The organism is Shewanella oncorhynchi (genome assembly GCF_030848765.1).
GTDB classification, from domain to species: domain Bacteria; phylum Pseudomonadota; class Gammaproteobacteria; order Enterobacterales; family Shewanellaceae; genus Shewanella; species Shewanella oncorhynchi.
Window position 1 is genome coordinate 3,091,621 of record NZ_CP132914.1, and the last position, 25,090, is coordinate 3,116,710.

The following is a 25,090-nucleotide window of genomic DNA, read 5'->3' on the forward strand; positions in this document are numbered from 1 at the left end:
TTAAAAATCAATTATCGTAGGTAATTCTGACGGCTAATCATGCTCCATCCTGTCTTCTACTAACCGCGTCATTGAACTTAGCCAGATACTCCCCCTTACGCTCCTCCATCCTGATAAAACAAGCTTGCCGCTCCACTTCCGACATAACGCGCCACGCTAAAATTTCATCAAGATGCCTGAAACAACCTAAACAAATATCTTGCTGATCTAAACAACAATTTCGAATACAAGGAGTGACATTAGGATCATTCTGACCAGACGGCATATTCATTGCCACAAGGTTCAACAAAATGGAATCGACGGCCACCGGGAAAACTAAAGATGTCAGCTGTGATAATGCCACCAGCTGTTACGACAGCCGTCAGAGTCAATTCTAAGTTCTGGCTGTAGATCACAATCAGCGGGCAACCTCGAGCAAGGGTGAAATTCACCTCGGCTTGATAGAATCCCCCAGTAATGCCGACATCCATAAAGCAACTGTATTCAGGGCCATAATCGACATAGGTCCATCCAAAAACCTGGCTAAAAAAGGCCTTAGAGCTTGCAATGTCGCGACTTGGGATTTCCAAATAATTAATACTGTGGTGACGGTTCATAGACTTCCTTGCTATTTAATCAGGGCACAAAATGATGGATATAAAATGCGTAAGTAAAAATGGGAGCCAAAGCTCCCATTCTATTCGCGGCTTTAACTCAGGTTAACCTTGGATTAAGGCTGCGACAAGTCCAATCAGACCGCCAAACACGCCGCCCCAAATCACTAACCAACCTAAGTGCGTTTGGATCATGTCCTGAACGATTTGTTTCACCATTTGTGGTGTTAACTCGTTTAATCTTTGTTCCACTATGTTAGCAATTTTAGTTTGCAGATCGGCCATCACATTTGGCTGTTCAATTTCTTGTTTCAGCAACTCGTGAAATGCATCGCTTTGTGCCATTTCAACTAAAGAAGCTTTCATCTTCACAATAAACGGCTCTTTTAACGGCAATAAGGCATCTGTGCCACCAAACATAGACAACATGCCGCCAAAGGAAGATTGGGCGACTGTGCTAATTAACGCATCAAAAGAAGGCGCTAAATCAACCTTTTCAATCACTGGCGCCAAGTCTATTTTACTCAGCCCTTCTTTTTCAGATAGGAATCGGTCGATATTTTCAGTGGTAAAAAACTGTTTCATCATCAAATGAGCAATGCCCGCCTTAAACTCTTCAAAACGAGAAGGCACGACTCCCGAACCATAGAGTCCGGGGACTTTCTCAAACAACATATAAACTGCAACCCAGTTGGTAATCGCACCCGATAAAGCAAATAATCCGACATTCAGGACAATTGCCGAATTCATCAGGTAACCTACAACGACCAAAGCTGCCGCCAATAAATTCGTCACTAAACTCTTATTCAATCTCATATCCCCTAATGTGGCATCGATAAGATGCAAAACTCGCCTATATTAACAAGTTAACGGGAGTCAGGTCTAACACTCAAACCACAGTAAACAAACCCGTTTTAAAATCTGTTTTCAGTGCTAAGTCTTGGCGCGAGGGGCAAGATGAAGCCCATCAACTAAGCCGCAGCGCCACTGAGCCACAAGAAGCTGATTAGCCAGCACCAAATAAAGTGAATATCCTTGTAGAACATTAAGTTAATTTAATGTTTGCCGACCTAAAAAACGCAAAAATTTTAATTTACCGTCTGTGAATTATCAACTTGCCTCAACTACACTCAATCAAGATAACGTACAAAAAATATGGCTCAAAATACAGACGGTACTGAACACTGACAGTTAACCTCGGCTCAATACACAAAATTTACCCAAAATAGAATAAAGGATGCGCTTATGGAATCGGCTTTTAACACTGCAGGGGCGTTAAGTTGGCATGAATTGACAACCAATAATACCGAAGAAGCTATGCACTTCTATGCTGAGATTTTTGGCTGGCACTTTAAAACCGTCAAAATGCCCCACGGCAATTATCATATTATTGAAAATCAGGGCGTCAGCATTGGGGGGATCACAGATAGTTTGCTCCCAATGCTTCCCTCACATTGGACCGGCTACATTACCGTTAACGATGTCGATCAAGTCGCTATCAGCGCAAAAAAACTTGGCGGGGATATTCTGTTTGGTCCTGAAGATATACCCGAAGTAGGCCGTTTTTGTTGGATAAAAGATCCACAAGGCGCCATTATTGCAGCGATTAGTTATTTAAATCGCTGATCAAAAATAGCCTCCAATATAGCGAGTATTGACGACTCAAATCATTAGCCATAGGCTGAAACACATGTAGTTATCAATGTAGATGATAGGTTACCACTCAGGAACGTCTTAGATCAGAAGACGTTATTGTCTGTGTAATACCAAGATTTCATTGGTAAAAATATAAATAATTTCTGGAAACATTAGCATTATTCGCTAGAATGTCCCTACTTATGGAAGTTTTTCCCTGTCTTATGCATTGGAGCCTTGATATTAATGCTGACCCAGTTATCGCAATTCAGACACTCTTTTTTTGCCCTCCCAAGATACCTGCGAGTGATTATTTACCTCACAGCAGTCTACCTTAGCTATGTCTGCACATTAGGTTTAATCCTCCCCTATGCGATAACCACGCTGGCACCAGAAAAACTCTCAACTCTGCTCGGTCGTCCCGTCACCCTCGGCGATATACGCATTAACCCTTTTAATTTCAAAGTCGAAATCGACCAACTGACCATTAAAGAAAAAGACGACAAACCTTTTGCTGGCATTGCACAAGTCCAATTCGAAATACATTTTTGGCGATCTGTTTTTAATCGCGCCGCCGTTATCGAAAACATACACATACAAGCGCCTTTCGCACATATCATTCGCGTGGAGAAAAAAGGGAAAGCTGGATTCAACTTCGACGATATTCTGCAGACCTTGAACGAGAATTCATCCACGAGCACAGAAACAGCCCCCACAGAAGCCAGCTCACCCGTTCGTGTCCTGCTCAGCCAATTTGTGTTGGATGCGGGACAATTTAACTTCGATGACAAAATTACCCACGCTCAAGTGAACTACCCCAATATCAATCTAAAACTCAGTTACCTTGATACTGAATATTTGATGGCGGCATCATCGGCATCGATAACGCCAGCCATAAAAGTAAACAAAGTTGATAATACGACACCAAACGCCCAATCAACGTCTGACTCACCCATTGTGCCTATCAAGCACAATCACTATGCGATACAACTCAGTGATGATCATGCTGGTGAAATCAGTTTGCAGGGGCAATTCCAATTGTTCCCGCTAAAAGTTGCGGGTGACATCCAAGTCGCCAAACTGAAACTGACACCACTATGGCGATTTATCGACGATCAATTTAATCCCGTCCTCACGGATGGCGAGCTCAGTATTAAAACTCAGTATCAAGTGGATCTTGCCGAGAGTGGCGAGTTACAAGTCACCAGCAACAAAGGCCAGCTTATTGTTGAAAAACTGAACTTTAACGACCAAGACCGCTCTGTGGTCAAGCTGCCAATCTTTGCCCTCGACGGTATTTCAGCCAACTTGAAGCAGCAGAAAGTGCATATCAACAAACTCCACAGCGATGGCCTAACAATGAGTGCCATTTTGAACCAAGACGGGCTCGATCTTGTTGGCTTATTCATGCCTAAATCGTTAAGTGCCTCCACAACGACTACGCAGCCGGTTGCTAAACCAATCGATGCTAAGCCAGCAGATGCTCAATCGCTTGAGCGCGTACAAGTTGCGCAAGTGGAAGAAAAACGTCAAATAGCAGAGACTGCCACTGATGCAAGCGATAGCGCAGACAAAGCAACGGAAAGCGAATTAGCCGCAACTAACGAGAATGATAAAACAGAACAAAAGACAGAAGCGACCGCAAATGTCACCACTGATGCCACTAATGAAGCCACTGCAGAAGTCGCTTCTGAGGCAGATCCTCTACAGCCAATCAAGCAAACACCAGTAACGACGTCAACTGACACTTGGTTCGTGCAACTTGATGCGCTCAATATTGAAAACTATGACCTTAATCTATCGGAACAAAAGCTAACGGCAACGCCGCAGCAATGGCGAGTGTATCCGCTTAATTTTTCAACTAAGGTCATAACGAGTACCTTAACCGCTCCGATTGAATATGAGCTACAACTCAGCCTCAATGATCAAGGTACTTTGAGCTCTCAAGGCCAAGTCGATGTGACGGGCGAAACCATAGATGCCAATATCCAACTCGATAAGCTGACATTAACCCAATTTCAGCCCTATTTAGCGCCCTACGTGAATATCCAGCTCAAGAGCGGTCTATTAAGCTCAGCAGGCAAGCTGACCGCCGATGCTAAAGGCAAAGCCATTTACGGTGGTAGTGTTGAGCTCGATGATTTAGCTATTCATGACAAATTGCGTAATGCTCCACTGGTCAAATGGCAAAAGATGAATATCAATCAACTGGATTTTGACCAACAGAAAAATCAAATCAAAATTGATCACTTAGCCTTTAATCAACCCTACGCCAAAGTGGTGATAGCCAAAGATAGAACCACTAATATCAGCGATCTTATCGTTGAGGCTCCGGCTGCAAATAGCAAGACAACTAAAAACACAACCACAGCCAGTGCTAAGCAAACCGAGCTGCAAACGGCAAGCAAGACAACGCCGGAGTTAAGCCTCGATATTCAAAAAATTAGCTTTAGCCAAGGCTCAGCTTACTTTGCCGATAACTCACTGACACCAAACTTTGCCTCAGGGATTGAGTTACTTGAAGGTAATATCACTCACTTGTCGTCAACGCCAGGGACTAAGGCCTCGGTCGATATCAAAGGTAAGATAGACAAGTATGCGCCTGTAACTCTAAAAGGCGATATTAACCCTTTGCTAGATATGCCATATTTAGATCTTGATTTAGTCTTTAAGAGCGTTGAGTTAACCTCAGTCAATCCTTACTCAGGCACCTATGCGGGTTACTACATAGATAAAGGGCAGCTATCACTATCGCTGAACTATCAACTCGATAAGAACAAGCTCAAGGGCAGTAACCATCTGGTCATAGACCAACTGAAACTTGGTAAACCCAGTGACAGTGACCTTGCCACTAGCTTACCCATCACGCTCGCGATTGCCCTGCTGCAGGACCGTAACGGCGTGATTGATTTAGGTATGGAGGTCTCAGGCGATTTAGACTCACCCAGCTTTAGTGTCGGCAGCATCATAATGACGGCGATTACCAATGTGATCACTAAAGCCGTCACTGCGCCCTTCACTTTCTTAGCAGGACTAATAGGTTCTGACGAAACCTTAGATAAGATCAGCTTTGCCGAAGGCAAATTCAGCCTAAGTGAAGATGAGCAAAAAAGTTTAGACAAACTCGCTAGCGCCTTACTCGACAGACCTATGCTCAAGCTCAGCGTTGAAGGGGAAGTCGATGCCATCAATGACAGCCAAGCCATTGCTGAGCGCATCATGAAGCGTAAATTGGCTAAATTAGCCAATATTGAATTTAGTGCGTTACCTGATGATTTAAGTCCGAGTCAATTCCCGACCCAAGGGCCGCTTGCCGATGCGCTAGTAAAGCTTTATGAACAAGAAGTTAAAGCCGATCCTGCCCAAATCAAAGACACTGTTATCGCAGAGGCCAAAGACACGCAGCTTTCCGATGACGAAATCACCACCCGCTGGCATATCGCTTTATATAATCTGTCGGTAAAAGCACAGAATGTTAACGATGGCATGTTGGGTAATTTGGCCCAAGAAAGAGCGAAAGCCGTTAAAGCTTACCTTGTGGATGTGAAAGAAATTGCTCCAGAGCGGATCTTCTTGCTCGAAAGCCGAGTGAGTTTAACCCAGAATACAGCCCAAGTGAGCCTTACCATTGATGCTCAATAACTTAGCCAATTAACTGCTTTTTATATAAAACTAAGCCCGCTAAAGTTCGACTTTAGCGGGCTTTTACCTTATGGCTAAGCGTCATAACCAATCAAAAAACCATTCTTCTACAATCAAATCATCTATCTGTTAATTCACTCTAAAATGTTGGCCGTGCTTGGTGCCATAGGTTACACTCTGCGACCTTTATACAACTGAGATCACAGTTTTTAAACGACTGGCTCTCAGACTCGCCGCACACTTTCTGTGGCGCCATAACGCACAAATGTTCTTCCACAAAAATTATCATTAAGGTCAATAACATGTTTATCATTCGCTGGATTTTAGGCAGGATTATTCTGTTTTTAAACTTCGTATTTAGCCCTAAGAAGCGCCAACGTCCACTGGCTGAGCAACAAAAAATTGATGCTCAAACTCAAGCATTAGCCCTGTATCAATATCCTGCATGCCCATTTTGTGTAAAAGTCCGCCGTGCAATGCGTCGCCAAGGACTCAACATAGTGACCCACGACGCTAAAAAAGCGCCGCATAAAGATGAACTCATCGCTCAAGGCGGCAAACAACAAGTGCCTTGTCTGCGGATTGAAGAAAACGGTCAAGTACAGTGGTTATATGAATCAAAAGAAATCATTAACTACTTAGACCAACGCTTCGCCTAAATCACGGCGCAACGGTCAGCGCAAATATACAAATAAGAGCGTCCAGTAACCTTTTCAATCGTCTGTTCAATGGGCACTTACAAAGGGCTTTACGTTGGAATGACGAGGTTTCGGGCGCAGTTCTTTTATTGCGTTGTTTTATCACATTCTTTTATCGCATTTACTTACGCCACAAATATTCACGGTCAGAATAATCAAATAACCACTGGGGCTGATACACCACCAATAGCGTCACCGCCATGCCATTAAGCAATGCCTCTGGGAATGCCAGCAAAGGGATTAGCATCAGGTAGTCGTCTACTAACACATTCCAATCGTAATCCGCCGCAGACCACAACCACGTCGCCCAACTCAATTGATGAAACACAGTTGAGAGGCCCGCATTGATAAAACCACCGACGAAGATGAATACAAAAATATGCTTAGGAAATAAATGGTAACTGCGACTGTATAGGATAAAACACAGAAACAGCGGCACGGCCATAGCGAACAAACTAAAAGCACCAAAATCAGCGGGTTGCTTTAATACAAAAAGACTAAAAAAAGCGCTCGGCAATAGCAACACTAGAGTCGCAAGACGCCAGCCGAACATCAGCATACAAGTGACAATTCCCAGAAAATGCAGATGCAACCCAGTTTGAATACTGGCATTTAGCGACCACAGCGCATTGATCCCCACCAACGTCAGCAACAAACGTAATTGGAGATGTTTATCCCGCCGGAGCTGCACTAACTCTTCTTTTGGCCATATGGCGTAGAGCCATAACGCCAAGAACATAAGGCATATACCTTGAGTCAGGCCCATATCCCATTCGATTTGCGCCCATTTATTCGACCAAAACGCCCACATTACTCGCCCATCCTTAATCCATTACACCTATCGGCGCGTACTCACCCTATGAGAATGCCATAAATCCATGAACTTTAGGGCCATATTAAGGTATTCTTCTGTCAGTTAATAACCTAAGAGTTAAATTTGATTATGCCGTTTCGATATCTCAGCCTTGCCATCTTAAGTTGTTTCTCGCTCATCGCCTGCAGCAGTGCGCCAATTGACCCGAGTGAACTCGCCGGAAAATTACGGGATAAGTTAACGACGGATATTAAAAGCGATGGCCTTAAACTCTTCAGCTACAAAGCGCGGCTGGTCGATGAAAAGTCGACAATGAATGATACAGAGCGCCCTTTTCCACACGAGGCACGCATACGTAATATGCAAGATCCCCGTGAGCAACGCCGCGCGATGCAAGATCTACAGGACTCATTAGAAATTTGGGGGAGACAGGTTGATTTAGGTTTAATCAAAACCCTTGAAATGACGGGTTATTGCCGCGAAGGTTATATTGAATTAAGCCGAATTATCGAGCCTGGTCGAGGAGAAATCCGCGGTGAGTGCCAAGAGGGGGCAACCAATGCTGATAAACACAAATTTATGAGCTATTAACTAAACTCAAAGTAATGAAGAAACGTGCACAGTTACCAATACAAAAAACTTAAATCGGCTAAAAATAGCTAAAACGATAATAAGCAGAATAAAAAGTAAGCATGCGCGTATGAGACAATACGCGCATTCACATCACACTAAACTGATTCGGTCAGTGGCACAGCACGATTTTCCAATAACACCGGGATACCTTCAGTGATCGGATAAGCAAGTTTATCTGCCTTACAAATCAACTGCTGCGTCGTTTTATCGTACTCAAGTTTTCCCTTACACACAGGGCAAGCCACTATATCTAACAATTTTTTATCGAATGCCATGGAAGTTTCCTTATTTAGCTGCAGCCACTTCACGAAGACGTGCGAGCAGCTGTTCATCAAATTGTGGGGATAGCTTGGCATCGACCGCCAAATACCACCAGTTTTCTTGTGCAAAATCGCGACATTTAACCGCATCTTTTTCTGTCATCAATAGCGGCAAGTCTTGGGCTAAATCACGTAATTGGGTTTTATCGTAGGGCTGATGGTCATCAAAACCCTGGCATAGCGCCAGTTGATAACCTTGAGCGCGCAACGATTCAAAGAAACGCGCTGGATTACCTATGCCCGCCATCGCAACGAGCGGCTGAGACTTATCGAAAGTATATTCACCAGACGTCGCATCACATTTAACAGGCTTCACTGCCGTAGGTGTCAGTTGCATTTCGAACTGCCCTTTTGCCGCTGGGCCGCCATTACTGACGATAAAATCCACGGTATCGAGACGCCACGCGCCTTCACGCAATGGACCTGCTGGCAATAGCAAGCCATTGCCTAAACCGCGCTGACCATCAATTACCACCAGCTCAATATCGCGTGCCAGAGCATAATGCTGTAGGCCATCGTCACAGATGATGACATCAACACCAAACTCAGCAATAAGCGCATTAGCCGCATCGACCCGTTTAGCACCAACCACCATAGGCACTTGAGTGCGCGCCACTATCATGGCAGGTTCATCACCCACCTCTGCCGCACTTGCACCTAAGCAAACCGATTTAACGCCTTGAATATCAACACCGTAACCACGACTGATCACACCGGGGTGAAATCCATGTTGGCGCAGTAATTCAATCAGATAAATCACAGTTGGCGTCTTACCGCTGCCACCGACGGTAATATTACCGACGACGATGACAGGTACAGGCATTGCAGTTTGTGATTTCATCCCGAGGTGAAACAAAGCGCGGCGCACATAAGTGATAACCGCGAATAAGCCAGATAAAGGTAACAGGAGCCATCGCAGTGGATGGCCCTGATACCAAATTTTATTCACTAAGGCCTGCATCTAACTACCAAATTGCATTTGGTATAATTTGGCGTACATCCCATCTAATTCCAATAGTGATTGGTGCGTCCCGCGCTCGACAATCCGCCCCTGATCGACTACTAAAATTTGATCGGCACTCTCGATGGTCGACAACCTGTGGGCAATCACTACAGATGTGCGGTTTTGTCTGAGGTTATCTAACCCTTTTTGAATGGCTTTTTCTGACTCAGTATCCAGTGCGGAGGTCGCTTCATCGAGGATCAACACAGGCGCATCACGCAACATAGCGCGCGCAATCGCAATCCGCTGTCTTTGACCACCGGACAATAACACGCCATTCTCACCCACTTGGGTATCAAGGCCTTGGGGCAGCTGATCAATAAACTCCATCGCATAGGCCAAGGTCGCAGCTTCAATGATCTGCTCACGAGTGGCTTCACCTGGGTAGGCGTAAGCGATGTTATTGGCTATCGTGTCATTGAACAAGGTCACCTGTTGCGATACCAGTGCCACTTGATTACGCAGCGATTTTAGCGAGTAATCGTAGATGCTGACGTCATCAAGCAGAATATCGCCGGATTCAAGGCCCGTATAAAAACGGGTCACTAAACTCGCAATAGTCGACTTACCTGAGCCAGAACGTCCAACTAAGGCTAAGGTTTGCCCGGGTTTGACTTCAAAATCGACATTCTCAAGAGCACGACGATCTTGGCTGTCATAGGTAAAACACACATTATCAAAACGTAGATGACCCTTAGCACGCTCAACAGTATAAGTTCCCGTATCTGACTCAGGCAGCGTATCCAGTAATTCAAACACTGTGGTACAAGCCGCAATACCCCGTTGAAATTCGGCATTCACTCGGGTTAAGTTTTTGATTGGCTGTAACATGGCCATCATGGCACCAAGAATCGTCGCGAAAGTACCCGCGGTAAGATCGGCTTTCATGCTGTCTAAGCTTGCCGCATAAAGTACAAAGGCTAAGGCGAATGAACCAATAATCATGATCAGAGGCTGACTAATGGCTTGTGCCACAGCTAACTTCATATTTTGATGGCGGTTTTGATCGTTTACTTTAGCAAAACGGGTTGCTTCTGTTTCCTGTCCACCAAAGGCCAATACGTTTTTATGGCCTTTAATCATTTGCTCCGTAGTCGCACTCACCCCGCCCATGGCTGTTTGAATTTGCTTAGAGACCTTACGGAAACGACGACTAACCACCGCAATGACCATGCCCATGATAGGACCAATCACAAGAATACAGAGGGATAGCTTCCAAGAGTTATAGAACATCAGCACCAGCATACCAAACACAGTCACACTATCGCGGACGATTGAAATCAAAGCACTTCCCGATGCTCGAGCGATTTGCTCAGTATCAAAAGTCACTTTTGAGATCAAGTTACCGGTATTTTCCTTATCCATATAACTGACAGGCAGGCTCAGATAATGCTCAAACACTTGCTGACGCATGTCCATGATCAAACGCGCACTCATGTATGAAATGCCGTAGGTCGAGACAAAGTTGGCAAAACCGCGCAGGGAAAACATGACGATAACCACAAGCGGCGCCATCATTAGCACGTCGTTGTTCGCGTGGAAACCTTCACTGGTTGGCAATGCGATGCCGTTGGTCACCGCAGCAGGTGCGCCGCCGGAGAAACCCTTATCAATAAAGGGGCCGATGAAAGCGATAAAGGCGGCATCGACGAGACCATAAATAATTAATCCCGCAACTGAAAGCATAAACATGCCTTTCATCTGTTTTATATAGCCCAGTAATCGTTTGAAAACTGTCCACATTTCGTCTTTAGGAGATGTTGTCATTGATAACACTAAATTATGGCAAAGTAGGCATTCTACTCTGGATTAATCAAGTCACCAAATCTAAACAGAGAGTTGTACCAAAATGGCGCTAAATCACCACGATAGGTCTTAACCTCTCGCTCAGACTGCTGAAAAATCACACTAATCTGCCCTTCTATACCTGTAGTTAGGCCCATAATCTCCCGTTGCTGATACCGTTCAACCACTGTGGATTTTGGAAACCCCCAGCGATTAGCAAAACCAGCAGGAAACAAGACTAACTTGGGGGCCACAGCATCAATAAAGGCTTCAGTTGACGAGGTTTTACTGCCGTGGTGGGGCGCAACGAGCACTTCACTTTGTAACTCATACTCACCACTTAAGGCACGACTTAATAGCGAAGTTTCGATTTGCTTTTCGATATCCCCCGTAAGCAGTAGACTCTGCCTGTCATCATCAATGCGTATAACACAGGAACCATTATTACCCACTAACGCTTGAGGCGGAGAAAGCAAATTCAAGCTCAGCCCTTGCCATTGAATCTGCCTTGGGCGGCAATCTTGGCCACTAAAGCCAGCCATGTCTGTGATCACTAAAGCCTTAGGGTAAGCCTCAATCAAAACAGGGGCACCACCTGCATGATCGTTATCGCTATGGCTGATAACAATATAATCAATATCTTGAATGCCTTTGGCTTTTAGGAAAGGTAATATCACCCGCTCCGCATAACTGAAGTCATCACCAAAGGCGGCACCTGTGTCGTAGACCAGCCCTCTACCATTCTTTTCAATAACCACAGCTAAACCTTGGCCCACATCCAGTAAATGCATAGCCCATCGATTATTTTGAACGGGTGACCACAGCGTAATACAGAAAAGCAAAGCGGGAATAAACAGTAAACTCAGCAGGCTTAACCAAGCAGTATAATTTTTATTTTTAGGCACATAGCGCCATAACACACCACCGATGAACGCAGATAACCCCAAGGCTAATATCGTATCTGAAAGCGCTAACCAATGGGCTGGCAATTGCTGGCTTATGTCTAGCAACTGTGCATAGGGTGATAAACTCCAATCACTTAGGCGAAGCAGTCCTAACCAAGAGAACCCAAACGCAGTACCAACCCACCAGCATATAAATCCCGCCATAGCTAATGGGATAACAACAAAACTAAACCATGGCACAGCTAGGATATTCATCCACAAGCTGTGTAAACTCACACCACCAAAGAGTGCTCCTTGCAGTAATCCAAGCCCAAGGCTCAAGCGCCACTGGATGGCCCAAAATTGTAAAAGCCCCGCGCCTACACGCGTCCTTCGAGTCGACACAGCCGTAAACTCTTTGGGCTGGATGACTAAGGTATATAAAATCACCCCTAAAGCACAAAACGACAGCCAAAATCCCGCACTTAAACAAGCAAGCGGGTCGAGTAACAATACGACAAACAATGCAAACAGCAAGCGCTCCCACGCAGTAGAAAATCGCTTTAATAAACTCAGTAGCATTAACAGTAAAATCATCACGAGTGCACGCTGAGTCGATACACCAAAACCTGCAAGATAGGCATAAAATGCTGCGCCTATACCTGCCGCGACTAACGCAAAAGTCATATTACGTCGACTCTGATGTGACACCAAACGACTCAATCCAAACAAAAGGCAAGCGTATACCCATGCCGCGACGACGGAGAGGTGCAAACCGGAAATCGCCACTAAATGGCCAGTGCCAGTCTGCCTTAGTGCTTGCCAACGAGCTTGTGAGATCAAATGCTTATCCCCCAAAAGCAAAGCGAGTAAAATGTCACCTTGAGGTAAAGAGGCTAATTCAGGTGTCAATGCGCTTATGAGGTCATTACGCAATGAAGGCGAAACCGCAAGTAACTGCGCCTCAATCACTCGTCCTTTACCGACAACATGTTGACTGATTAATTGTTTTTGTTCGTTGTAGCCGCCTTGATTTAGCACGCTAGCAATGCTCTTAGGTGTCAACGTAAACAGCCAAACCTGACCCACATCGACTTCTGGCGGATCTTTCCACGTGAGTCGCAATTTTGCGTTTGGCCCTAAGATTAAATTTGGTTTAATGAGCGATATATCCAAACTTAGCCAGTCGCTGTTTCGACTAACTAGTGATATGATTTCGCCCCTTACCTGTATAGGTTGTTGTAACACTGGCAAATCCTGCCTAGATAATCCTAAGCAAAAACCAGTTAGCCATGCTACCGCAAAGAGCCCACCTGCACAGACAGGGATTTTTCGGTGTAAGATTAACGCCCCAACAACAAAGTAGGGTATGTAACTGACTGGCGGCAGCGAAGGCCATAACATCGCTGATAATAAGATGGCACTAAAGCCAAACATGAATCGATTCATAGTGAATTAAGTTAAGACAGCAATTTCAGCATATGCCAAAAAAATTAATTAAAAGATTTATGCCTAAGCCTGAAACCTTGCGTGAGCATAAACACTTACGCATGTTCGGACGCTTGTTACATAATCCCAATCTATGGGCACTTAATCGAAAATCCGCCCCAGGCGCATTTGCCGTAGGGTTATTTGTCGCTTGGATCCCAATGCCATTTCAGATGGTTGTTGCAGCGGCTTTTGCCATTCTATTTAACGTTAATATTCCTGTTTCAGTTGCATTAGTATGGATAACCAATCCCTTAACTATGCCAGTGATGTTTTATGGGGCGTATTTACTCGGTGCTAAAATACTCGGCCATGCTCCGCAAGATTTTGCCTTCGAAGCAAGTTGGCAATGGATTGAAGCATCGCTTGCGACCATAGGTCCGGCATTCTTACTCGGGTGTCTAGTGCTAGGAGTGGTTTTTTCCGCTGTCGGTTATTTGCTGATTAATAATCTGTGGAAATATTCAATTATGTTTAAGTGGCAGAAACGCAAGAATAAATAATCTTTTATATTCAAACCGCTTATGTTGGTACAACGATTGAGTCAAGGTAACAGCATAAGCGGATTAACACATTCGCTCTCGCTTCCCTTTTGTTCATCATGTGAATCACCTTTTACAATACAACCACGTTAACTCCACTTTGCGCCGAATTTAAGATCGTACATATCTGTGAATTAAATCACACAGCGGCGCCTAGCTTTTCCCTAAAAACAGATTTTTGCTGTTACTATTTATAAAAACATCAAGTAGGGAATATCCATGCCTTTTTATCATCAATATGGTTCTAAAAGCCTTAAAGCCGTTGAACACTTAGTCCTATTTATTATTGCCATTGCCACCGTTGTCGCAATAGGCCAAGAAATTGTGCATATCATCTCTGTACGTATGGTCGCACTGGCCGATTTACTCTTGTTATTTATTTTCTTAGAAGTGTTAGCCATGGTGGCTAACTACTATGAATCCGGTAAGTTACCAGTACGTATGCCGCTTTATATTGCGATTGTCGCCTTGGCCCGTTACCTAATCTTAGATATGAAGAGCATGGAAGACTGGCGTATCGCAGCAATATCATTATCGACGCTAATTTTAGCGGCAACCGTGATTGTGATTCGTTGGGGCCAATTAAAAATGCCTTATCCAAAAAATCAAGAATACGACAATTAATCAAATACCTGAGTTGGTGCTATTGAAACCTAAATCAATGGCACCTGCTGTTCTCGTTTTAAAACTATTATCAAAGACCTAGCTTTCACATTGGTATTCTGCCAAAAAGCAATTATGCTAGTTTTACTGAGATCAATAATTTACGGGGCAATTGAGTTATGGGTGACCATACTACTGGTTTTGAAGAAAAACGCACATCACTGCGAGTCGACATGGAAGCAGAGCGCGTGGTCTTGAATTGGATCGACACTCAAGGCATGAAGCAAACAGATGAAGGTGTGTGTATCGACTTAGCAAGACGCGGCATTTTATTCGATTATAAAAATCCGTTTGCACTCGGGGAACTCATCGAAGTGACCTTTAATCCCAATTCAACCCAACAAAATACCGTTAAAGGACAAGTCTGCCGTTGCGCGAGATGCCATGACCAAAGCTACCATATTGCTATGCAACTGCTTTAATTTAACTTAAATTTCGCAGCTTTAATGGCTCTGTTCTACACTCAATGAATTGAACAATTCATTAAGGGGCGTCAGTATGATCTTGCTGGTAGGTGGTGAAAAAGGTGGTAGCGGAAAAAGTTGTCTCGCTCAAAATCTTGCCGTTTATATTAAGCAAAAATTTCAGGCAAACGTCCTCATGGTCGATTGTGATCCCCAACGCACGACTTCAGATTGGATCCAAGCAAGAAATAATGATCCAAGCCTCCCAAGTATTAATTGCATCCAACTTTACGGCAAGATTCGTAATGATTTACTCAGCCTCAATGAGCGTTTTGACTACGTAATTGTAGATTGTGGTGGCCAAGATAACTTAGCCATGCGCGCAGCTATGTCGGTAGCGACTTATGTTGTGATCCCCCTCAGACCCAAAAGACGCGATCTCAAAACATTACCCCACATGGAAGACATGCTAAGTACGTGTAAGATGGTGAATCCTAAAATGATCGCGACTATAGTGCTAACCCAATGTCCAGCGCTTCCTACACAGTTTAAACGCATTTTAGAAGCCAAAGATGTGGTGCAATCCTTTGGACTAAGAGTGCTAAATTCAGTTACATTTTGCCGAAATATTTATGATGACAGTGAAGAAAGAGGCTCTTCAGTCGTCGAAATAGAACCCGATGGAAAAGCAGCCGATGAGATCCGCGCCATCGCGGATGAGTTATTCGCAATGCCACCAGAAAATAGCTATGAGCTTAACTGATCTTAAACGTAAGAAACCTAAGCAAATCATCAAGCCGGTTTCTGTCGATGATTTCATTGAAGATGCCAATAACTACGCTTTAGGTAAGGCGAGTTTATTAGCTGCGCCCACCACACAAACCATAGTTAAGGGCTTAGATAAAAAATCGACTAAGATTTATCGCCACGCGACCTTTACCCTCACTGAAAACAGTATTTCTCAGCTTGACGCCCTATCGAAATCCACCAATATTGCAAAATCTCGATTACTGCGTATTTTGATCAATGAATTTACCCAACTCACCCCCGCACAGCAGGAGCAAATTGCAAATAAGCGCCATGATGAAGCCTAAGCTTCAACAAAATAATTACACATCTAAGTGACTAAAAACTAACCAGCCAAATAAAATGAGTACGCTATGGTCACTGTGTATTATACCAATCACATTAAATAGTTAGTCAGTTCAGAGCCTCACTGGCATCTCAATCCAAGGCGCATTGATGCAGAAATGGTCATTCCCTTTTAAGTAATGCAACACCGGAGTGGAATGCCTGTGGCTCCCGAAGGGCGGCTGATATTCACTGCATGGCAACACGCTTATACAGCGTTTAATGCTTTGGACAGAGCACCGCTATGCCTTCAAGCCTTTGCCTTGTCTAAAGCGCTTTGAGCTCCCGCTGAATGAACAGATATTTAATACGATGGGTATTAATGCTCACACTTTCGCCCTGCTACAAGTTGTATACCTTGGGACGTTTCGTAAAACTTACCTTTACCTATGAGTAACTCAATTAATGCTTCGGCACTCAAATCAGTTGCACTACAAGTATGGTATCGAGCCGCCGAGCCAAACTTTTGCTCCATCATGGAAATTAATTCAGGCTTTATAATAGCGGCCCCTTGAGCTACCATCAGCGCCATAACATCATGACCGTGAACAGAATTGGACATATGTCCTCCTAAAGATGCAATATTATTGTTCTTTATATCCTAACGGTTAAATTCGAACCCTGATCTCGCGCACAAACTTTCAAATGGGGACGACTGCGCCGACATCTGTGACGATAATGTGAGCCATTATGTCTTTGATCCTATTACTGACCCAACAGATGTCGCTGTACTTAGTGATCGTTTACTTAGTCAGTAAAACACCGCTGTTTAAACTGTTTGCTGAAACGTCTCCTCGTCTGCCACATAAGATTTTTATGTATCTGATTTTTTCGAGTTTCTGCATCATGGCCACTTATTTTGGTGAGCAAACCTCAGGAGCGATTGCCAACACTCGTGCTATGGGCGCCGTTTTAGGCGGATTACTAGGAGGACCGGTTACTGGTTTTCTGGTGGGGCTGACTGGTGGGCTACACCGCTACAGTATGGGCGGCTTTACTGATATAGCCTGCGCCATCTCCACCACCTTAGAAGGCTTATCCGCAGGGATGATAAGCTTCTACTTAAGACGCGCAGATAAAAGTGAGCTCATCTACAATCCATTACTCGTTTGCCTAGTGACTTTTTATGCTGAAATGATGCAAATGAGCATCATACTTTTGGTCGCACGCCCCTTCGATGATGCATGGGAATTGGTACGTCAAATCGCGCCGCCCATGTTGTTAGTGAACTCCGTGGGAGCGGCACTCTTTATGAGCATGATCCGTGACCAAAAAACCATGTTTGATAAACTCTCATCGAGCTTTTCGACTAAGGCATTAAAAATTGCCGAACGCAGTGTCGGATTACTATCCAAAGGATTTAACGAAGAAAGTAGTAGTCACGTCGCCCAAATCGTCATCGAAGAAACCAATGTGGGTGCAGTGGCCATCACGGACAGAGAAAAACTGTTAGCCTTTATTGGCATAGGCGCCGATCACCATCTCCCTGGTACACCGATTTCATCCAAAATCACCTTAGAAGCCATCAATCAAAATAAGGTCATGTTCGCCGATGGCGTTGAAACGCCCTATGCATGCTCTATTTCTTCTCATTGCCGTCTAGGGTCAAGTCTAGTGATCCCGCTGCGCAGTGATACCGAAGTCATTGGCACGATTAAACTCTATGAGCCTAAGAATAAACTTTTTTTGAATATCAACCGTACTTTAGGTGAAGGTATTGCCCGCCTGTTATCGAACCAAATTCTTTATGGGCGTTTTGAGCAACAGCAAAATCTACTGACTCAAGCCGAACTTAAATTGCTGCAGGCTCAGGTCAATCCGCACTTTTTATTTAATGCACTGAATACCATTAGCGCGATTATCAAACGTGATCCTGATATGTCTAAGCAGCTATTGCAGCAGTTATCGCAATTTTTACGGATCAATTTAAAGCGAACGACAGGCTTAGTGACGCTTGGGGATGAGCTAGATCACATAGCGTCCTATCTCACCATTGAAAAAGCGCGTTTTATTGATAAATTACAAGTCAGTATCGCGATACCTGAATCACTCTACCACTGTAAAGTCCCCGCCTTTACCCTGCAGCCAATTATTGAGAATGCCGTAAAGCACGGCACGTCGCACATGATTGAGCAAGGGCAGATCAAAGTGACTGGCAAGCTCGAAAATGATGTACTGGAGCTAGAAGTCACAGACAATGCCGGGTTGTATCAGCCCATTGAGGGCTCAGAAGGCCTAGGGATGAACTTAGTGCATAAGCGAATTCAAAATATTTTTGGCGAACAATACGGCGTGACAGTGGAATGCGAGCCCGATCAATTGACTCGTGTCACCATAAGATTGCCCATAGAAAGCCCTGAAACATCAAATATGGATAACCGCACGTGATCAATTGTTTAATTGTCGATGATGAGCTGTTTGCTCGTGAAGAATTAGCTGACCTTTTGGGGCAAGAACACGACATCCAAATCGTCGGTCAATGCGCCAATGCTATTGAAGCATTACAGAGCATAACCAAAGAAAAACCTCAGTTAATCTTTCTTGATATCCAAATGCCACGCATTTCGGGCATGGAACTTATTGCAATGCTCGACCCCGATGACATGCCGAAAATCGTGTTTGTCACCGCCTACGACGAGTTTGCCGTCAAAGCCTTCGACAATCATGCCTTCGATTATTTACTCAAACCCATAGATGCCGACAGACTCAGTAAAACCCTCACTCGTGTGCGTAAAAATCTAACGCCTCAGGCTATGGACTCCATTACCCCAAAGAGTCTTGAACATATTCCCTGCTACAGCGGCAATAAACTCAAAGTCATTGCAATCCAAGATGTGGAATATGTGTTCAGTGACTTAAGCGGCATCCATGTGGCCAGCACGAAAGGCAAAGTCCATACCCAGTTGACCTTGAAAGTGTTCGAAGAAAAAACCCCACTGGTGCGCTGCCATAGGCAGTATTTGATTTCACCTAAGGCGATTGCTGAAATTGAGCTGTTAGATACAGGGGCTGAAGTCACCACTCATTTAGGCGATAAAGTACCCGTATCACGCCGCTATCTTAAAAGCCTTAAACAGCTATTTGGCTTTCAATAAACACAATACCAAAGTTATCTTAGCGACGTATTTTTAGCCATAAGATGGCCAACAACACTCACCGTTAACATACAATGGTAACCACTTAAGCTCACCAATTGCCGCTCACACTGCATTTTCGACCACTCATTGAAATTACAAAGTTTTATATCAACAACTTGTTTACACTCGCCAGAACTCAAATGGGGAGATAACAAAAATGATGTGGTTCCTACTCTGTGTCGGTCTACTGATCGGCGGCTACTTTATCTACGGCGCCTTTGTCGAGAAAGTCTTCGGCATTAACGCTAATCGTCAAACACCCGCTTTCAGTCAAACTGATGGCGTCGACTTTGTGCCTATGTCTAAAGGCAAAGTCTATCTAATTCAATTATTAAACATTGCAGGCGTAGGCCCAATTTTTGGTCCTATCTTAGGTGCACTCTATGGTCCTGCAGCCATGTTGTGGATTGTGGTTGGCTGTATCTTTGCAGGTGCAGTACATGACTACTTCTCCGGTATGTTGTCAGTGCGCAATGGCGGTCAATCCGTGCCAAACCTTGCGGGTAAGTATTTAGGTAAGAGCGCCAAACACTTCATGAACGTGTTTGCTATTGTGCTGTTACTGCTTGTCGGTGTGGTCTTTATCTCTGCGCCTGCAGGCTTACTTGGCAAGCTTACTGGTTGGGATGTCAGTATCTTCGTTGGTATAATCTTCGTCTATTACCTGATTGCAACTGTGGTACCTGTCGATAAAATTATCGGTCGTCTGTACCCCTTCTTTGGCGCTTTATTGTTCTTCATGTCGTTTGGTTTAGCTTTCGCAATTATGCTATCAAGCGAGCATACCTTACTGCCTAACGTACAAGCGGGCGATTTCTTCCAAAACTTAAATCCGAACGACATGCCACTTTGGCCTGCCCTATTTATCACTATTGCCTGTGGCGCAGTATCGGGTTTCCATGCTACTCAATCACCGTTAATGGCCCGCTGCGTTGAAAACGAGACTAATGGTCGCTTCGTCTTCTTTGGTGCCATGATTGGCGAAGGCATTATCGCATTGCTTTGGTGTGCCATCGCGTTGTCTTACTTTGGCGGAGTTGAAGGGTTAAGTGCGGGTATGTCAGGTAACCCTGCCAACGTCGTCTATGAGGCCTCTACCGGTCTGTTAGGCGCTATCGGTGGCTTTATGGCTATCCTAGGGGTGATTATTCTGCCGATTACCTCAGGCGATACGGCTTTCCGCTCTGCGCGTTTAATTCTGGCTGAGTTTTTCAAGATGCCACAAATCTCACTACCAAAGCGCTTAGTGTTAGCTCTCCCACTCTTTGTTATCGGCGGCATATTGACCCAAGTGGACTTTGGTGTGATTTGGCGCTACTTCGGTGTAGCAAACCAAGCCACTGCAGTATTAATGCTGTGGACGGCTTCGGCTTACCTGCTACGACATAACAAACTACATTGGATTGCGACAATTCCAGCGATGTTTATGACCACTGTGGTTATCACCTTCCTACTGAACTCGTCAACCTTAGGCGCAGGTTTACCTATGACGGTATCAACCATAGCGGGCATAGTCACAACCTTAGTGATTACAGCACTCTTGATTGTGAAAACCAAAGGTAAAGGCGAAATTGATTTACTGGTTGAAACTGAGCTTAAAGAGCCAGTCAAAGACTAGTCAAACAGTCCAAATGACCAACCTAAAACAGGCGCTTTATTGCGCCTGTTTTGATCATACTGCTGCACCAATAACAGCTATCACAGGTTTGAGCTAGCAAGGTATTCAAGCTTGACTCGATACCATTGCACACTGTATCAGGCATACAAAACTGCTATACTCCCGCCATAGCACACTGCAACATGCATAATATGAATCAATCGAATAACCCGCTCCACGGCATTAAACTGGAAACGATCATCACTTATTTAGTCGAGAAATACGGCTGGGAAGAATTAGGTGAAAGAATTAATATCCGCTGTTTTACCCACGATCCCAGCATCAAATCCAGTTTACGTTTTTTGAGAAAAACAGAGTGGGCGCGGGATAAAGTCGAATATCTTTATTTAAGAGCCAATAAATTACCCTTGCCGCCACCCAAAGCAGACTCTAGTCAAGCGACTAAGAAGCCTGCGGCAAAAATTGCGACGAAGAAAACCAATCAAACTCCCCCTGACAAGTCTGTTAAAAGCGATAAACCTAGCACAGATGACAAAGTAAATAGCCATATTTGGGGTAACAGTTAATCTTCGCCCTCTGCAGCCATAAAACGTGAACAGTCCTCACTTGAGGGCTGTATTGTCATCAGCAATATCGCGCTTTTTGCCAAATAAGCCAAAAATTAGCTTCAGTTTTCCAATTAATGGCCGATAGCGATTTGAGTATCAACACAGTTTGCATCTAATGGAGTATGGAATGAGCATTAATGGAATAAACAGTGCCACAATCGGCTCAACTTTCACTCCGGTATCGAGCGCATATATCGCAGCAACTCCTGCCACAACAAAAACGGCGACTAATGAATCGACAGCAGATGCGCAGGATACTCAAGACACAGTCTCCATTTCTTCAGCCGGCCGCGCCGCATTGTCCGCAGATGTAGGTGCCCCTTTAAGAGACAATGCTGCAGCAAAAAAAGATGGAACAGAAAATGATGCGTCAGAAGAGCCCATGACGTTAATCGACCAACAGATCCAGAAAATAAAAGAGCAGATCAAAGCACTACAAAAAATGCTGGCCAAACTTAAAGGAGATGACTCTGAGGTTGCGGAGCAACAGCGTAAGTTAATCCAAGAACAAATAATGCAGCTAAGTAGTCAAATAGCGACCTTGACTGATAAGAAGATGCGCGACGCGCAAAAGTCAGCTTAGACAAAATAACTGACCAATAGTCTTTGTAATACATCCCGTAATGGATGATACCTAGATAGGAAAGCTAAACATTAAACGCCAAACATTGAGCCCATCGCCACGACGATAACTGAATCCGATGCGATCAACACTCAATAATTCACCGCCTAACGGCTTAGAAAAGGCAAGGGAAAAACCTGCCTCATAGCTGCCTGAAACTATGGTATCTTGCTCTATCTCGCTGATAAATCTGAGTTCATTGAAATACCAATAACCCACGGCAAAGATCCTTGGTTGCACCTGCAGATCCCACCATTGCCAGCGTGGTGCTAACCCTAAATCAACACCTGTTTGTAGTACTGCAAATTGATCCGAAAACTTACCATAGTGCTCGCTGTACCCAGCAAAGCGTAATCTCGATACCCACACAGCATCCTGCCCTGCTAAGGTAAAGTCATACAAGCTACTAATCCCTGAGGCGATAATAGCAACGTTATCGTTTTTATCGAAATTAGTGCCAAAACCGATATCTAAATACCCTTCCATTCGAGTATTTTCGCTCGCCTGCCAATGATGCTCAAAACCTGGGGTAACTGTCATAGTACCTATCGACGACGGCAACTCACCTTCAGTGATATCTTTGGCTAAATAATCAAAAAAGCCAAAGGAGATAGGTAACCGTAACCAAGTTTGGCTACCGCTATCTTTCTTCAAATCAAAGCTTAACGGAATGCTAACGACGGTGGCATTTTGGTTTGCAGCGCGGTAAACGCCAGTGCCAAGATAACTACCAAAGGCGTAAACAGAATTTGGATTAGTGCTAGTTTCTATCGGATTACTACCATTAGCATTATTAGGTGCATGATTGATAGAAAAGTCGGAATAATCCGCTTGAGATGCAGATACGAATGTATTTGTAGCAGAGACACTATCGGCAAAGGTGGTAGGAATAACGCTCAGTAATGCCAAGCACATTAGCGACAAGCTTAATAGCAACCGACTGAAACAATGGCTCAATTGACTTAAACCTTCCTCATTTTTAACTCAATCGGTCGACTCTTTATGATGACAAAACTACTTATTTTCATCCATAAAATGATATTCAGACATCATGTGTCCAAGCTCAGTGGATTTAGTTTTTAAGTACGCTTCGTTATAACGATTTTTACCAACTTGCAGCGGTACGCGCTCAACCACTTCGATGCCAAACTCCTTCATCGCTTTAACTTTACGCGGATTATTGGTCATCAAACGCACATGCTTCACCCCTATCTGTTCCAGCATAGGCTTGATCATGTCGTATTTACGCATATCCGCTTCGAAACCGAGTTGCTCGTTGGCTTCAACCGTGTTGGCGCCTTTATCTTGCAGCTCATAGGCGCGAATTTTATTAAGCAAACCAATGCCACGGCCTTCTTGGCGTAAATAGAGGATAAAGCCACTGCCCGTTTCCGCAATATTTTGCATGGCAGCTTGTAACTGAAAACCACAGTCACAACGCAAGCTAAATAAAGCATCGCCGGTTAAACACTCGGAATGAATACGGCCCAACACAGGTTCATCCGCACTGAGCGTACCGAATGTGAGCGCAACATGCTCTTTACCTGATTCGGTATCTTCAAAACCATGCATGGCAAACACGCCCCAAGGAGTGGGTAACTTTGACGTCGCGACATATTTTATCGACATACTTAACCTTAACGACAACTCTCATTCCATGAGACGAATAAGATCCCTAGAAACAAAACGAGGATTAGGCACTTAGCCAACTAAGCGCATTATTCTAAAGTGTTTTCGAACAATCCAGAAATACTTTAGTGTTTTAATCAACTAAACCAAACATGAATGTCTTTTCGATGGGCAGCACGAAGGAATGGATTAAAACGAAGCAGTGCATAAAATACAAGGAGCACAAACACGCGATCGACACTCGATCCCGTGCCAGTGACATCCTATCCCACATTAAAATTTTGCGGGAGCGTATCCAGTAACTTCCGTTAGCCCCATTTCACGGCCGATAGCCGTCATAGGGTGGATTACCACAAGCCCTTTGACAGACTTTTTCAGTTTGCCCATGTCTGCTTGTTCCGCTTTTGTCAAAGCACGATGGAAAGGCAAACCTTTGATATCTGACCCTTGCTTATTCAATAAGCGGGTTTGTTGTCCTTTCACACTGCCGATTTGCTTAGTGACCGCAGCGATTTCGCGTTTGAACTGGGCAATAATGACGTCATCGCCTCTTTGTTCAGCCGCAGCAAGTTTACGACGAAATTTATCTAATTTATCGTTAAGCTGCTGCAGTTCTTGCTTTAAATTCATTCTGTTACCTTAAATTACCTAAGTTAGCCACAGTAAAATCTTAGCCTGATTATGCTAGCGTCTGTGTCAAGGCCTGAGATTATAGCAGCAAGTTACAGATCCTCGTTACCGCTTTTATAACAAACGAATGATCTGATTGCTGCTACCGCGAAACACGAGACTCGGATCGGCAAGACTTTGTTCAAATTTTCCGTCCACCAGCACATCAATATAGGCCAACACGGCGCGCTGTTCATCACTCAACTCATCGAGCACATAACCTGTCCACAGCCAAATATCTTTACCCGAACACTCAGTCTTGACTCGTTTGACGAGCGTCAAAATGGCACTGAGATTGACAGGCAATAAAGGATCTCCGCCCGAAAGCGATAAACCTCGGCGCACAATCCGCTTATCATTAAGATCGGCAATAATCCTATCTTCCATCATCCTATCAAATATATGCCCAGAACGGGGATCCCACGTGCTTTGGTTGTAACAACCGCGGCACTGGTGCTCACAGCCAGAGACAAACAAGGTCGCACGGGTACCTGGGCCATTGACCACATCGATAGGGAAATACTGATGGTAATTCATTGATGGTCACTCACAGTGCATTTCATCTTTTAACA

At 44.4% G+C, this 25,090-nt stretch carries 27 protein-coding genes; 14 read left to right on the plus strand and 13 right to left on the minus strand.

Annotation, left to right across the window (positions count from 1 at the left end; genetic code table 11):
• Positions 1 to 37 precede the first annotated feature (37 nt).
• The 3 genes from RA178_RS13965 to RA178_RS13975 all read right to left on the minus strand — a co-directional run bounded on the left by RA178_RS13965 (position 38) and on the right by RA178_RS13975 (position 1,403).
• Positions 38 to 271, minus strand: a complete 234-nt coding sequence (locus RA178_RS13965; RefSeq protein ID WP_131524340.1) for a DUF1289 domain-containing protein — start codon at positions 269 to 271, stop codon at positions 38 to 40.
• A complete protein-coding gene (locus RA178_RS13970; RefSeq protein WP_306682364.1) occupies positions 246 to 596 on the minus strand; it encodes a VOC family protein in 351 nt (116 codons plus the stop codon). The genes RA178_RS13965 and RA178_RS13970 overlap by 26 nt, the downstream gene beginning before the upstream one ends.
• Before the next feature lie 102 nt (positions 597 to 698).
• The gene (locus RA178_RS13975) at positions 699 to 1,403 is read right to left on the minus strand and encodes a DUF445 domain-containing protein (protein ID WP_028760393.1); all 705 of its coding nucleotides are present in this window, start codon (positions 1,401 to 1,403) and stop codon (positions 699 to 701) included.
• 435 nt (positions 1,404 to 1,838) lie between these two features.
• Here RA178_RS13975 and RA178_RS13980 point away from each other — a divergent pair, with 435 nt between their 5' ends.
• From RA178_RS13980 to RA178_RS13990, 3 genes are all read left to right on the plus strand, one after another.
• Complete coding sequence (locus RA178_RS13980; RefSeq protein WP_028760394.1) at positions 1,839 to 2,219, plus strand: VOC family protein; 381 nt, start codon at positions 1,839 to 1,841, stop codon at positions 2,217 to 2,219.
• Positions 2,220 to 2,474: 255 nt separating this feature from the next.
• Complete coding sequence (locus tag RA178_RS13985) at positions 2,475 to 5,870, plus strand: DUF748 domain-containing protein (protein ID WP_306682367.1); 3,396 nt, start codon at positions 2,475 to 2,477, stop codon at positions 5,868 to 5,870.
• A 302-nt stretch (positions 5,871 to 6,172) separates the two neighbouring features.
• Positions 6,173 to 6,529, plus strand: coding sequence for a glutathione S-transferase N-terminal domain-containing protein (locus tag RA178_RS13990; RefSeq protein ID WP_028760396.1), 357 nt, complete (start codon positions 6,173 to 6,175; stop codon positions 6,527 to 6,529).
• A 160-nt stretch (positions 6,530 to 6,689) separates the two neighbouring features.
• Here the strand turns inward: RA178_RS13990 and RA178_RS13995 are convergent, their stop codons facing one another.
• A complete protein-coding gene (locus RA178_RS13995; protein ID WP_263198175.1) occupies positions 6,690 to 7,379 on the minus strand; it encodes an energy-coupling factor ABC transporter permease in 690 nt (229 codons plus the stop codon).
• Between the two features lie 132 nt (positions 7,380 to 7,511).
• Between RA178_RS13995 and RA178_RS14000 the strand changes: the two genes are divergently transcribed.
• Positions 7,512 to 7,973, plus strand: coding sequence for a hypothetical protein (locus tag RA178_RS14000; protein ID WP_306682370.1), 462 nt, complete (start codon positions 7,512 to 7,514; stop codon positions 7,971 to 7,973).
• Positions 7,974 to 8,110: 137 nt separating this feature from the next.
• On the opposite strand, the gene RA178_RS14005 is transcribed toward RA178_RS14000, so the two are convergent.
• From RA178_RS14005 to RA178_RS14020, 4 genes are read right to left on the minus strand one after another with little or no spacing between them, the layout of a single operon-like run.
• Positions 8,111 to 8,290 (minus strand): Trm112 family protein, encoded by a 180-nt coding sequence (locus RA178_RS14005; RefSeq protein ID WP_006081200.1) that lies wholly within the window; start codon positions 8,288 to 8,290, stop codon positions 8,111 to 8,113.
• A gap of 10 nt (positions 8,291 to 8,300) precedes the next feature.
• Positions 8,301 to 9,296, minus strand: coding sequence for a tetraacyldisaccharide 4'-kinase (gene lpxK / locus RA178_RS14010; RefSeq protein ID WP_306682373.1), 996 nt, complete (start codon positions 9,294 to 9,296; stop codon positions 8,301 to 8,303).
• On the minus strand, positions 9,297 to 11,105 hold the full coding sequence (gene msbA, locus RA178_RS14015) for a lipid A export permease/ATP-binding protein MsbA (protein ID WP_105252892.1): 1,809 nt from the start codon (positions 11,103 to 11,105) through the stop codon (positions 9,297 to 9,299).
• Between the two features lie 32 nt (positions 11,106 to 11,137).
• Positions 11,138 to 13,456 carry a DNA internalization-related competence protein ComEC/Rec2 gene (locus RA178_RS14020; protein ID WP_306682376.1) on the minus strand — a complete coding sequence of 773 codons (2,319 nt, stop codon included), beginning with the start codon at positions 13,454 to 13,456 and terminating at the stop codon, positions 11,138 to 11,140.
• Positions 13,457 to 13,488: 32 nt separating this feature from the next.
• On the opposite strand from RA178_RS14020, the gene RA178_RS14025 reads away from it, so the two are divergent.
• The 5 genes from RA178_RS14025 to RA178_RS14045 all read left to right on the plus strand — a co-directional run bounded on the left by RA178_RS14025 (position 13,489) and on the right by RA178_RS14045 (position 16,198).
• The gene (locus RA178_RS14025; RefSeq protein ID WP_028760402.1) at positions 13,489 to 13,998 is read left to right on the plus strand and encodes a DUF2062 domain-containing protein; all 510 of its coding nucleotides are present in this window, start codon (positions 13,489 to 13,491) and stop codon (positions 13,996 to 13,998) included.
• Positions 13,999 to 14,256: 258 nt separating this feature from the next.
• Complete coding sequence (locus tag RA178_RS14030) at positions 14,257 to 14,661, plus strand: phosphate-starvation-inducible protein PsiE (RefSeq protein ID WP_028760403.1); 405 nt, start codon at positions 14,257 to 14,259, stop codon at positions 14,659 to 14,661.
• A 158-nt stretch (positions 14,662 to 14,819) separates the two neighbouring features.
• Complete coding sequence (locus tag RA178_RS14035) at positions 14,820 to 15,122, plus strand: PilZ domain-containing protein (protein ID WP_105252894.1); 303 nt, start codon at positions 14,820 to 14,822, stop codon at positions 15,120 to 15,122.
• Positions 15,123 to 15,198: 76 nt separating this feature from the next.
• Positions 15,199 to 15,867, plus strand: a complete 669-nt coding sequence (locus RA178_RS14040) for an AAA family ATPase (RefSeq protein WP_028760405.1) — start codon at positions 15,199 to 15,201, stop codon at positions 15,865 to 15,867.
• Positions 15,854 to 16,198, plus strand: a complete 345-nt coding sequence (locus RA178_RS14045) for a replication protein RepA (RefSeq protein WP_263171095.1) — start codon at positions 15,854 to 15,856, stop codon at positions 16,196 to 16,198. Before RA178_RS14040 ends, RA178_RS14045 begins: the two co-directional genes overlap by 14 nt.
• A 356-nt stretch (positions 16,199 to 16,554) precedes the next feature.
• Here RA178_RS14045 and RA178_RS14050 read toward each other — a convergent pair whose 3' ends face one another.
• Entirely contained in the window at positions 16,555 to 16,797 is a 243-nt protein-coding gene (locus RA178_RS14050; protein ID WP_028760407.1) for a YecH family metal-binding protein, read from the minus strand.
• 128 nt (positions 16,798 to 16,925) lie between these two features.
• Here RA178_RS14050 and RA178_RS14055 point away from each other — a divergent pair, with 128 nt between their 5' ends.
• The 5 genes from RA178_RS14055 (at position 16,926) to RA178_RS14075 (ending at position 22,181) form a co-directional block, all read left to right on the plus strand.
• Positions 16,926 to 18,623 carry a sensor histidine kinase gene (locus RA178_RS14055; RefSeq protein ID WP_028760408.1) on the plus strand — a complete coding sequence of 566 codons (1,698 nt, stop codon included), beginning with the start codon at positions 16,926 to 16,928 and terminating at the stop codon, positions 18,621 to 18,623.
• The gene (gene btsR / locus RA178_RS14060) at positions 18,620 to 19,330 is read left to right on the plus strand and encodes a two-component system response regulator BtsR (RefSeq protein WP_263171093.1); all 711 of its coding nucleotides are present in this window, start codon (positions 18,620 to 18,622) and stop codon (positions 19,328 to 19,330) included. The genes RA178_RS14055 and btsR overlap by 4 nt, the downstream gene beginning before the upstream one ends.
• A 199-nt stretch (positions 19,331 to 19,529) precedes the next feature.
• Positions 19,530 to 20,990 carry a carbon starvation CstA family protein gene (locus RA178_RS14065; protein WP_306682382.1) on the plus strand — a complete coding sequence of 487 codons (1,461 nt, stop codon included), beginning with the start codon at positions 19,530 to 19,532 and terminating at the stop codon, positions 20,988 to 20,990.
• A 182-nt stretch (positions 20,991 to 21,172) separates the two neighbouring features.
• Positions 21,173 to 21,556, plus strand: a complete 384-nt coding sequence (locus RA178_RS14070; RefSeq protein WP_306682384.1) for a VF530 family protein — start codon at positions 21,173 to 21,175, stop codon at positions 21,554 to 21,556.
• 169 nt (positions 21,557 to 21,725) lie between these two features.
• Positions 21,726 to 22,181 (plus strand): FlxA-like family protein, encoded by a 456-nt coding sequence (locus RA178_RS14075; RefSeq protein WP_028760412.1) that lies wholly within the window; start codon positions 21,726 to 21,728, stop codon positions 22,179 to 22,181.
• 51 nt (positions 22,182 to 22,232) lie between these two features.
• On the opposite strand, the gene RA178_RS14080 is transcribed toward RA178_RS14075, so the two are convergent.
• The 4 genes from RA178_RS14080 to nrdG all read right to left on the minus strand — a co-directional run bounded on the left by RA178_RS14080 (position 22,233) and on the right by nrdG (position 25,055).
• Positions 22,233 to 23,177: a hypothetical protein gene (locus tag RA178_RS14080; protein WP_263166786.1), complete on the minus strand. Its 945-nt coding sequence runs from the start codon at positions 23,175 to 23,177 to the stop codon at positions 22,233 to 22,235.
• Positions 23,178 to 23,234: 57 nt separating this feature from the next.
• On the minus strand, positions 23,235 to 23,849 hold the full coding sequence (ribA, locus tag RA178_RS14085; RefSeq protein WP_006087423.1) for a GTP cyclohydrolase II: 615 nt from the start codon (positions 23,847 to 23,849) through the stop codon (positions 23,235 to 23,237).
• A 273-nt stretch (positions 23,850 to 24,122) separates the two neighbouring features.
• Positions 24,123 to 24,479 carry a YibL family ribosome-associated protein gene (locus RA178_RS14090; protein WP_028760414.1) on the minus strand — a complete coding sequence of 119 codons (357 nt, stop codon included), beginning with the start codon at positions 24,477 to 24,479 and terminating at the stop codon, positions 24,123 to 24,125.
• A 114-nt stretch (positions 24,480 to 24,593) separates the two neighbouring features.
• Positions 24,594 to 25,055 carry an anaerobic ribonucleoside-triphosphate reductase-activating protein gene (nrdG, locus tag RA178_RS14095; protein WP_306682390.1) on the minus strand — a complete coding sequence of 154 codons (462 nt, stop codon included), beginning with the start codon at positions 25,053 to 25,055 and terminating at the stop codon, positions 24,594 to 24,596.
• Positions 25,056 to 25,090 lie beyond the last annotated feature (35 nt).

What these genes read in the sequence shown, in the direction of transcription:
- RA178_RS13965 (WP_131524340.1), bottom strand. Translation starts at nt 271, where the DNA reads ATGAATATGCCGTCTGGTCAGAATGATCCTAATGTCACTCCTTGTATT.
- RA178_RS14025 (WP_028760402.1), top strand. Translation starts at nt 13,489, where the DNA reads ATGCCAAAAAAATTAATTAAAAGATTTATGCCTAAGCCTGAAACCTTG.
- RA178_RS13990 (WP_028760396.1), top strand. Translation starts at nt 6,173, where the DNA reads ATGTTTATCATTCGCTGGATTTTAGGCAGGATTATTCTGTTTTTAAAC.
- ribA (WP_006087423.1), bottom strand. Translation starts at nt 23,849, where the DNA reads ATGTCGATAAAATATGTCGCGACGTCAAAGTTACCCACTCCTTGGGGC.
- RA178_RS14055 (WP_028760408.1), top strand. Translation starts at nt 16,926, where the DNA reads ATGTCTTTGATCCTATTACTGACCCAACAGATGTCGCTGTACTTAGTG.
- RA178_RS14050 (WP_028760407.1), bottom strand. Translation starts at nt 16,797, where the DNA reads ATGTCCAATTCTGTTCACGGTCATGATGTTATGGCGCTGATGGTAGCT.
- RA178_RS14045 (WP_263171095.1), top strand. Translation starts at nt 15,854, where the DNA reads ATGAGCTTAACTGATCTTAAACGTAAGAAACCTAAGCAAATCATCAAG.
- RA178_RS14035 (WP_105252894.1), top strand. Translation starts at nt 14,820, where the DNA reads ATGGGTGACCATACTACTGGTTTTGAAGAAAAACGCACATCACTGCGA.
- RA178_RS14020 (WP_306682376.1), bottom strand. Translation starts at nt 13,456, where the DNA reads ATGAATCGATTCATGTTTGGCTTTAGTGCCATCTTATTATCAGCGATG.
- lpxK (WP_306682373.1), bottom strand. Translation starts at nt 9,296, where the DNA reads ATGCAGGCCTTAGTGAATAAAATTTGGTATCAGGGCCATCCACTGCGA.
- RA178_RS14040 (WP_028760405.1), top strand. Translation starts at nt 15,199, where the DNA reads ATGATCTTGCTGGTAGGTGGTGAAAAAGGTGGTAGCGGAAAAAGTTGT.
- RA178_RS14000 (WP_306682370.1), top strand. Translation starts at nt 7,512, where the DNA reads ATGCCGTTTCGATATCTCAGCCTTGCCATCTTAAGTTGTTTCTCGCTC.
- RA178_RS14075 (WP_028760412.1), top strand. Translation starts at nt 21,726, where the DNA reads ATGAGCATTAATGGAATAAACAGTGCCACAATCGGCTCAACTTTCACT.
- RA178_RS13980 (WP_028760394.1), top strand. Translation starts at nt 1,839, where the DNA reads ATGGAATCGGCTTTTAACACTGCAGGGGCGTTAAGTTGGCATGAATTG.
- RA178_RS14030 (WP_028760403.1), top strand. Translation starts at nt 14,257, where the DNA reads ATGCCTTTTTATCATCAATATGGTTCTAAAAGCCTTAAAGCCGTTGAA.
- RA178_RS14070 (WP_306682384.1), top strand. Translation starts at nt 21,173, where the DNA reads ATGCATAATATGAATCAATCGAATAACCCGCTCCACGGCATTAAACTG.
- RA178_RS14090 (WP_028760414.1), bottom strand. Translation starts at nt 24,479, where the DNA reads ATGAATTTAAAGCAAGAACTGCAGCAGCTTAACGATAAATTAGATAAA.
- nrdG (WP_306682390.1), bottom strand. Translation starts at nt 25,055, where the DNA reads ATGAATTACCATCAGTATTTCCCTATCGATGTGGTCAATGGCCCAGGT.
- msbA (WP_105252892.1), bottom strand. Translation starts at nt 11,105, where the DNA reads ATGACAACATCTCCTAAAGACGAAATGTGGACAGTTTTCAAACGATTA.
- RA178_RS14065 (WP_306682382.1), top strand. Translation starts at nt 19,530, where the DNA reads ATGATGTGGTTCCTACTCTGTGTCGGTCTACTGATCGGCGGCTACTTT.
- RA178_RS13970 (WP_306682364.1), bottom strand. Translation starts at nt 596, where the DNA reads ATGAACCGTCACCACAGTATTAATTATTTGGAAATCCCAAGTCGCGAC.
- RA178_RS14005 (WP_006081200.1), bottom strand. Translation starts at nt 8,290, where the DNA reads ATGGCATTCGATAAAAAATTGTTAGATATAGTGGCTTGCCCTGTGTGT.
- RA178_RS13985 (WP_306682367.1), top strand. Translation starts at nt 2,475, where the DNA reads ATGCTGACCCAGTTATCGCAATTCAGACACTCTTTTTTTGCCCTCCCA.
- RA178_RS13995 (WP_263198175.1), bottom strand. Translation starts at nt 7,379, where the DNA reads ATGTGGGCGTTTTGGTCGAATAAATGGGCGCAAATCGAATGGGATATG.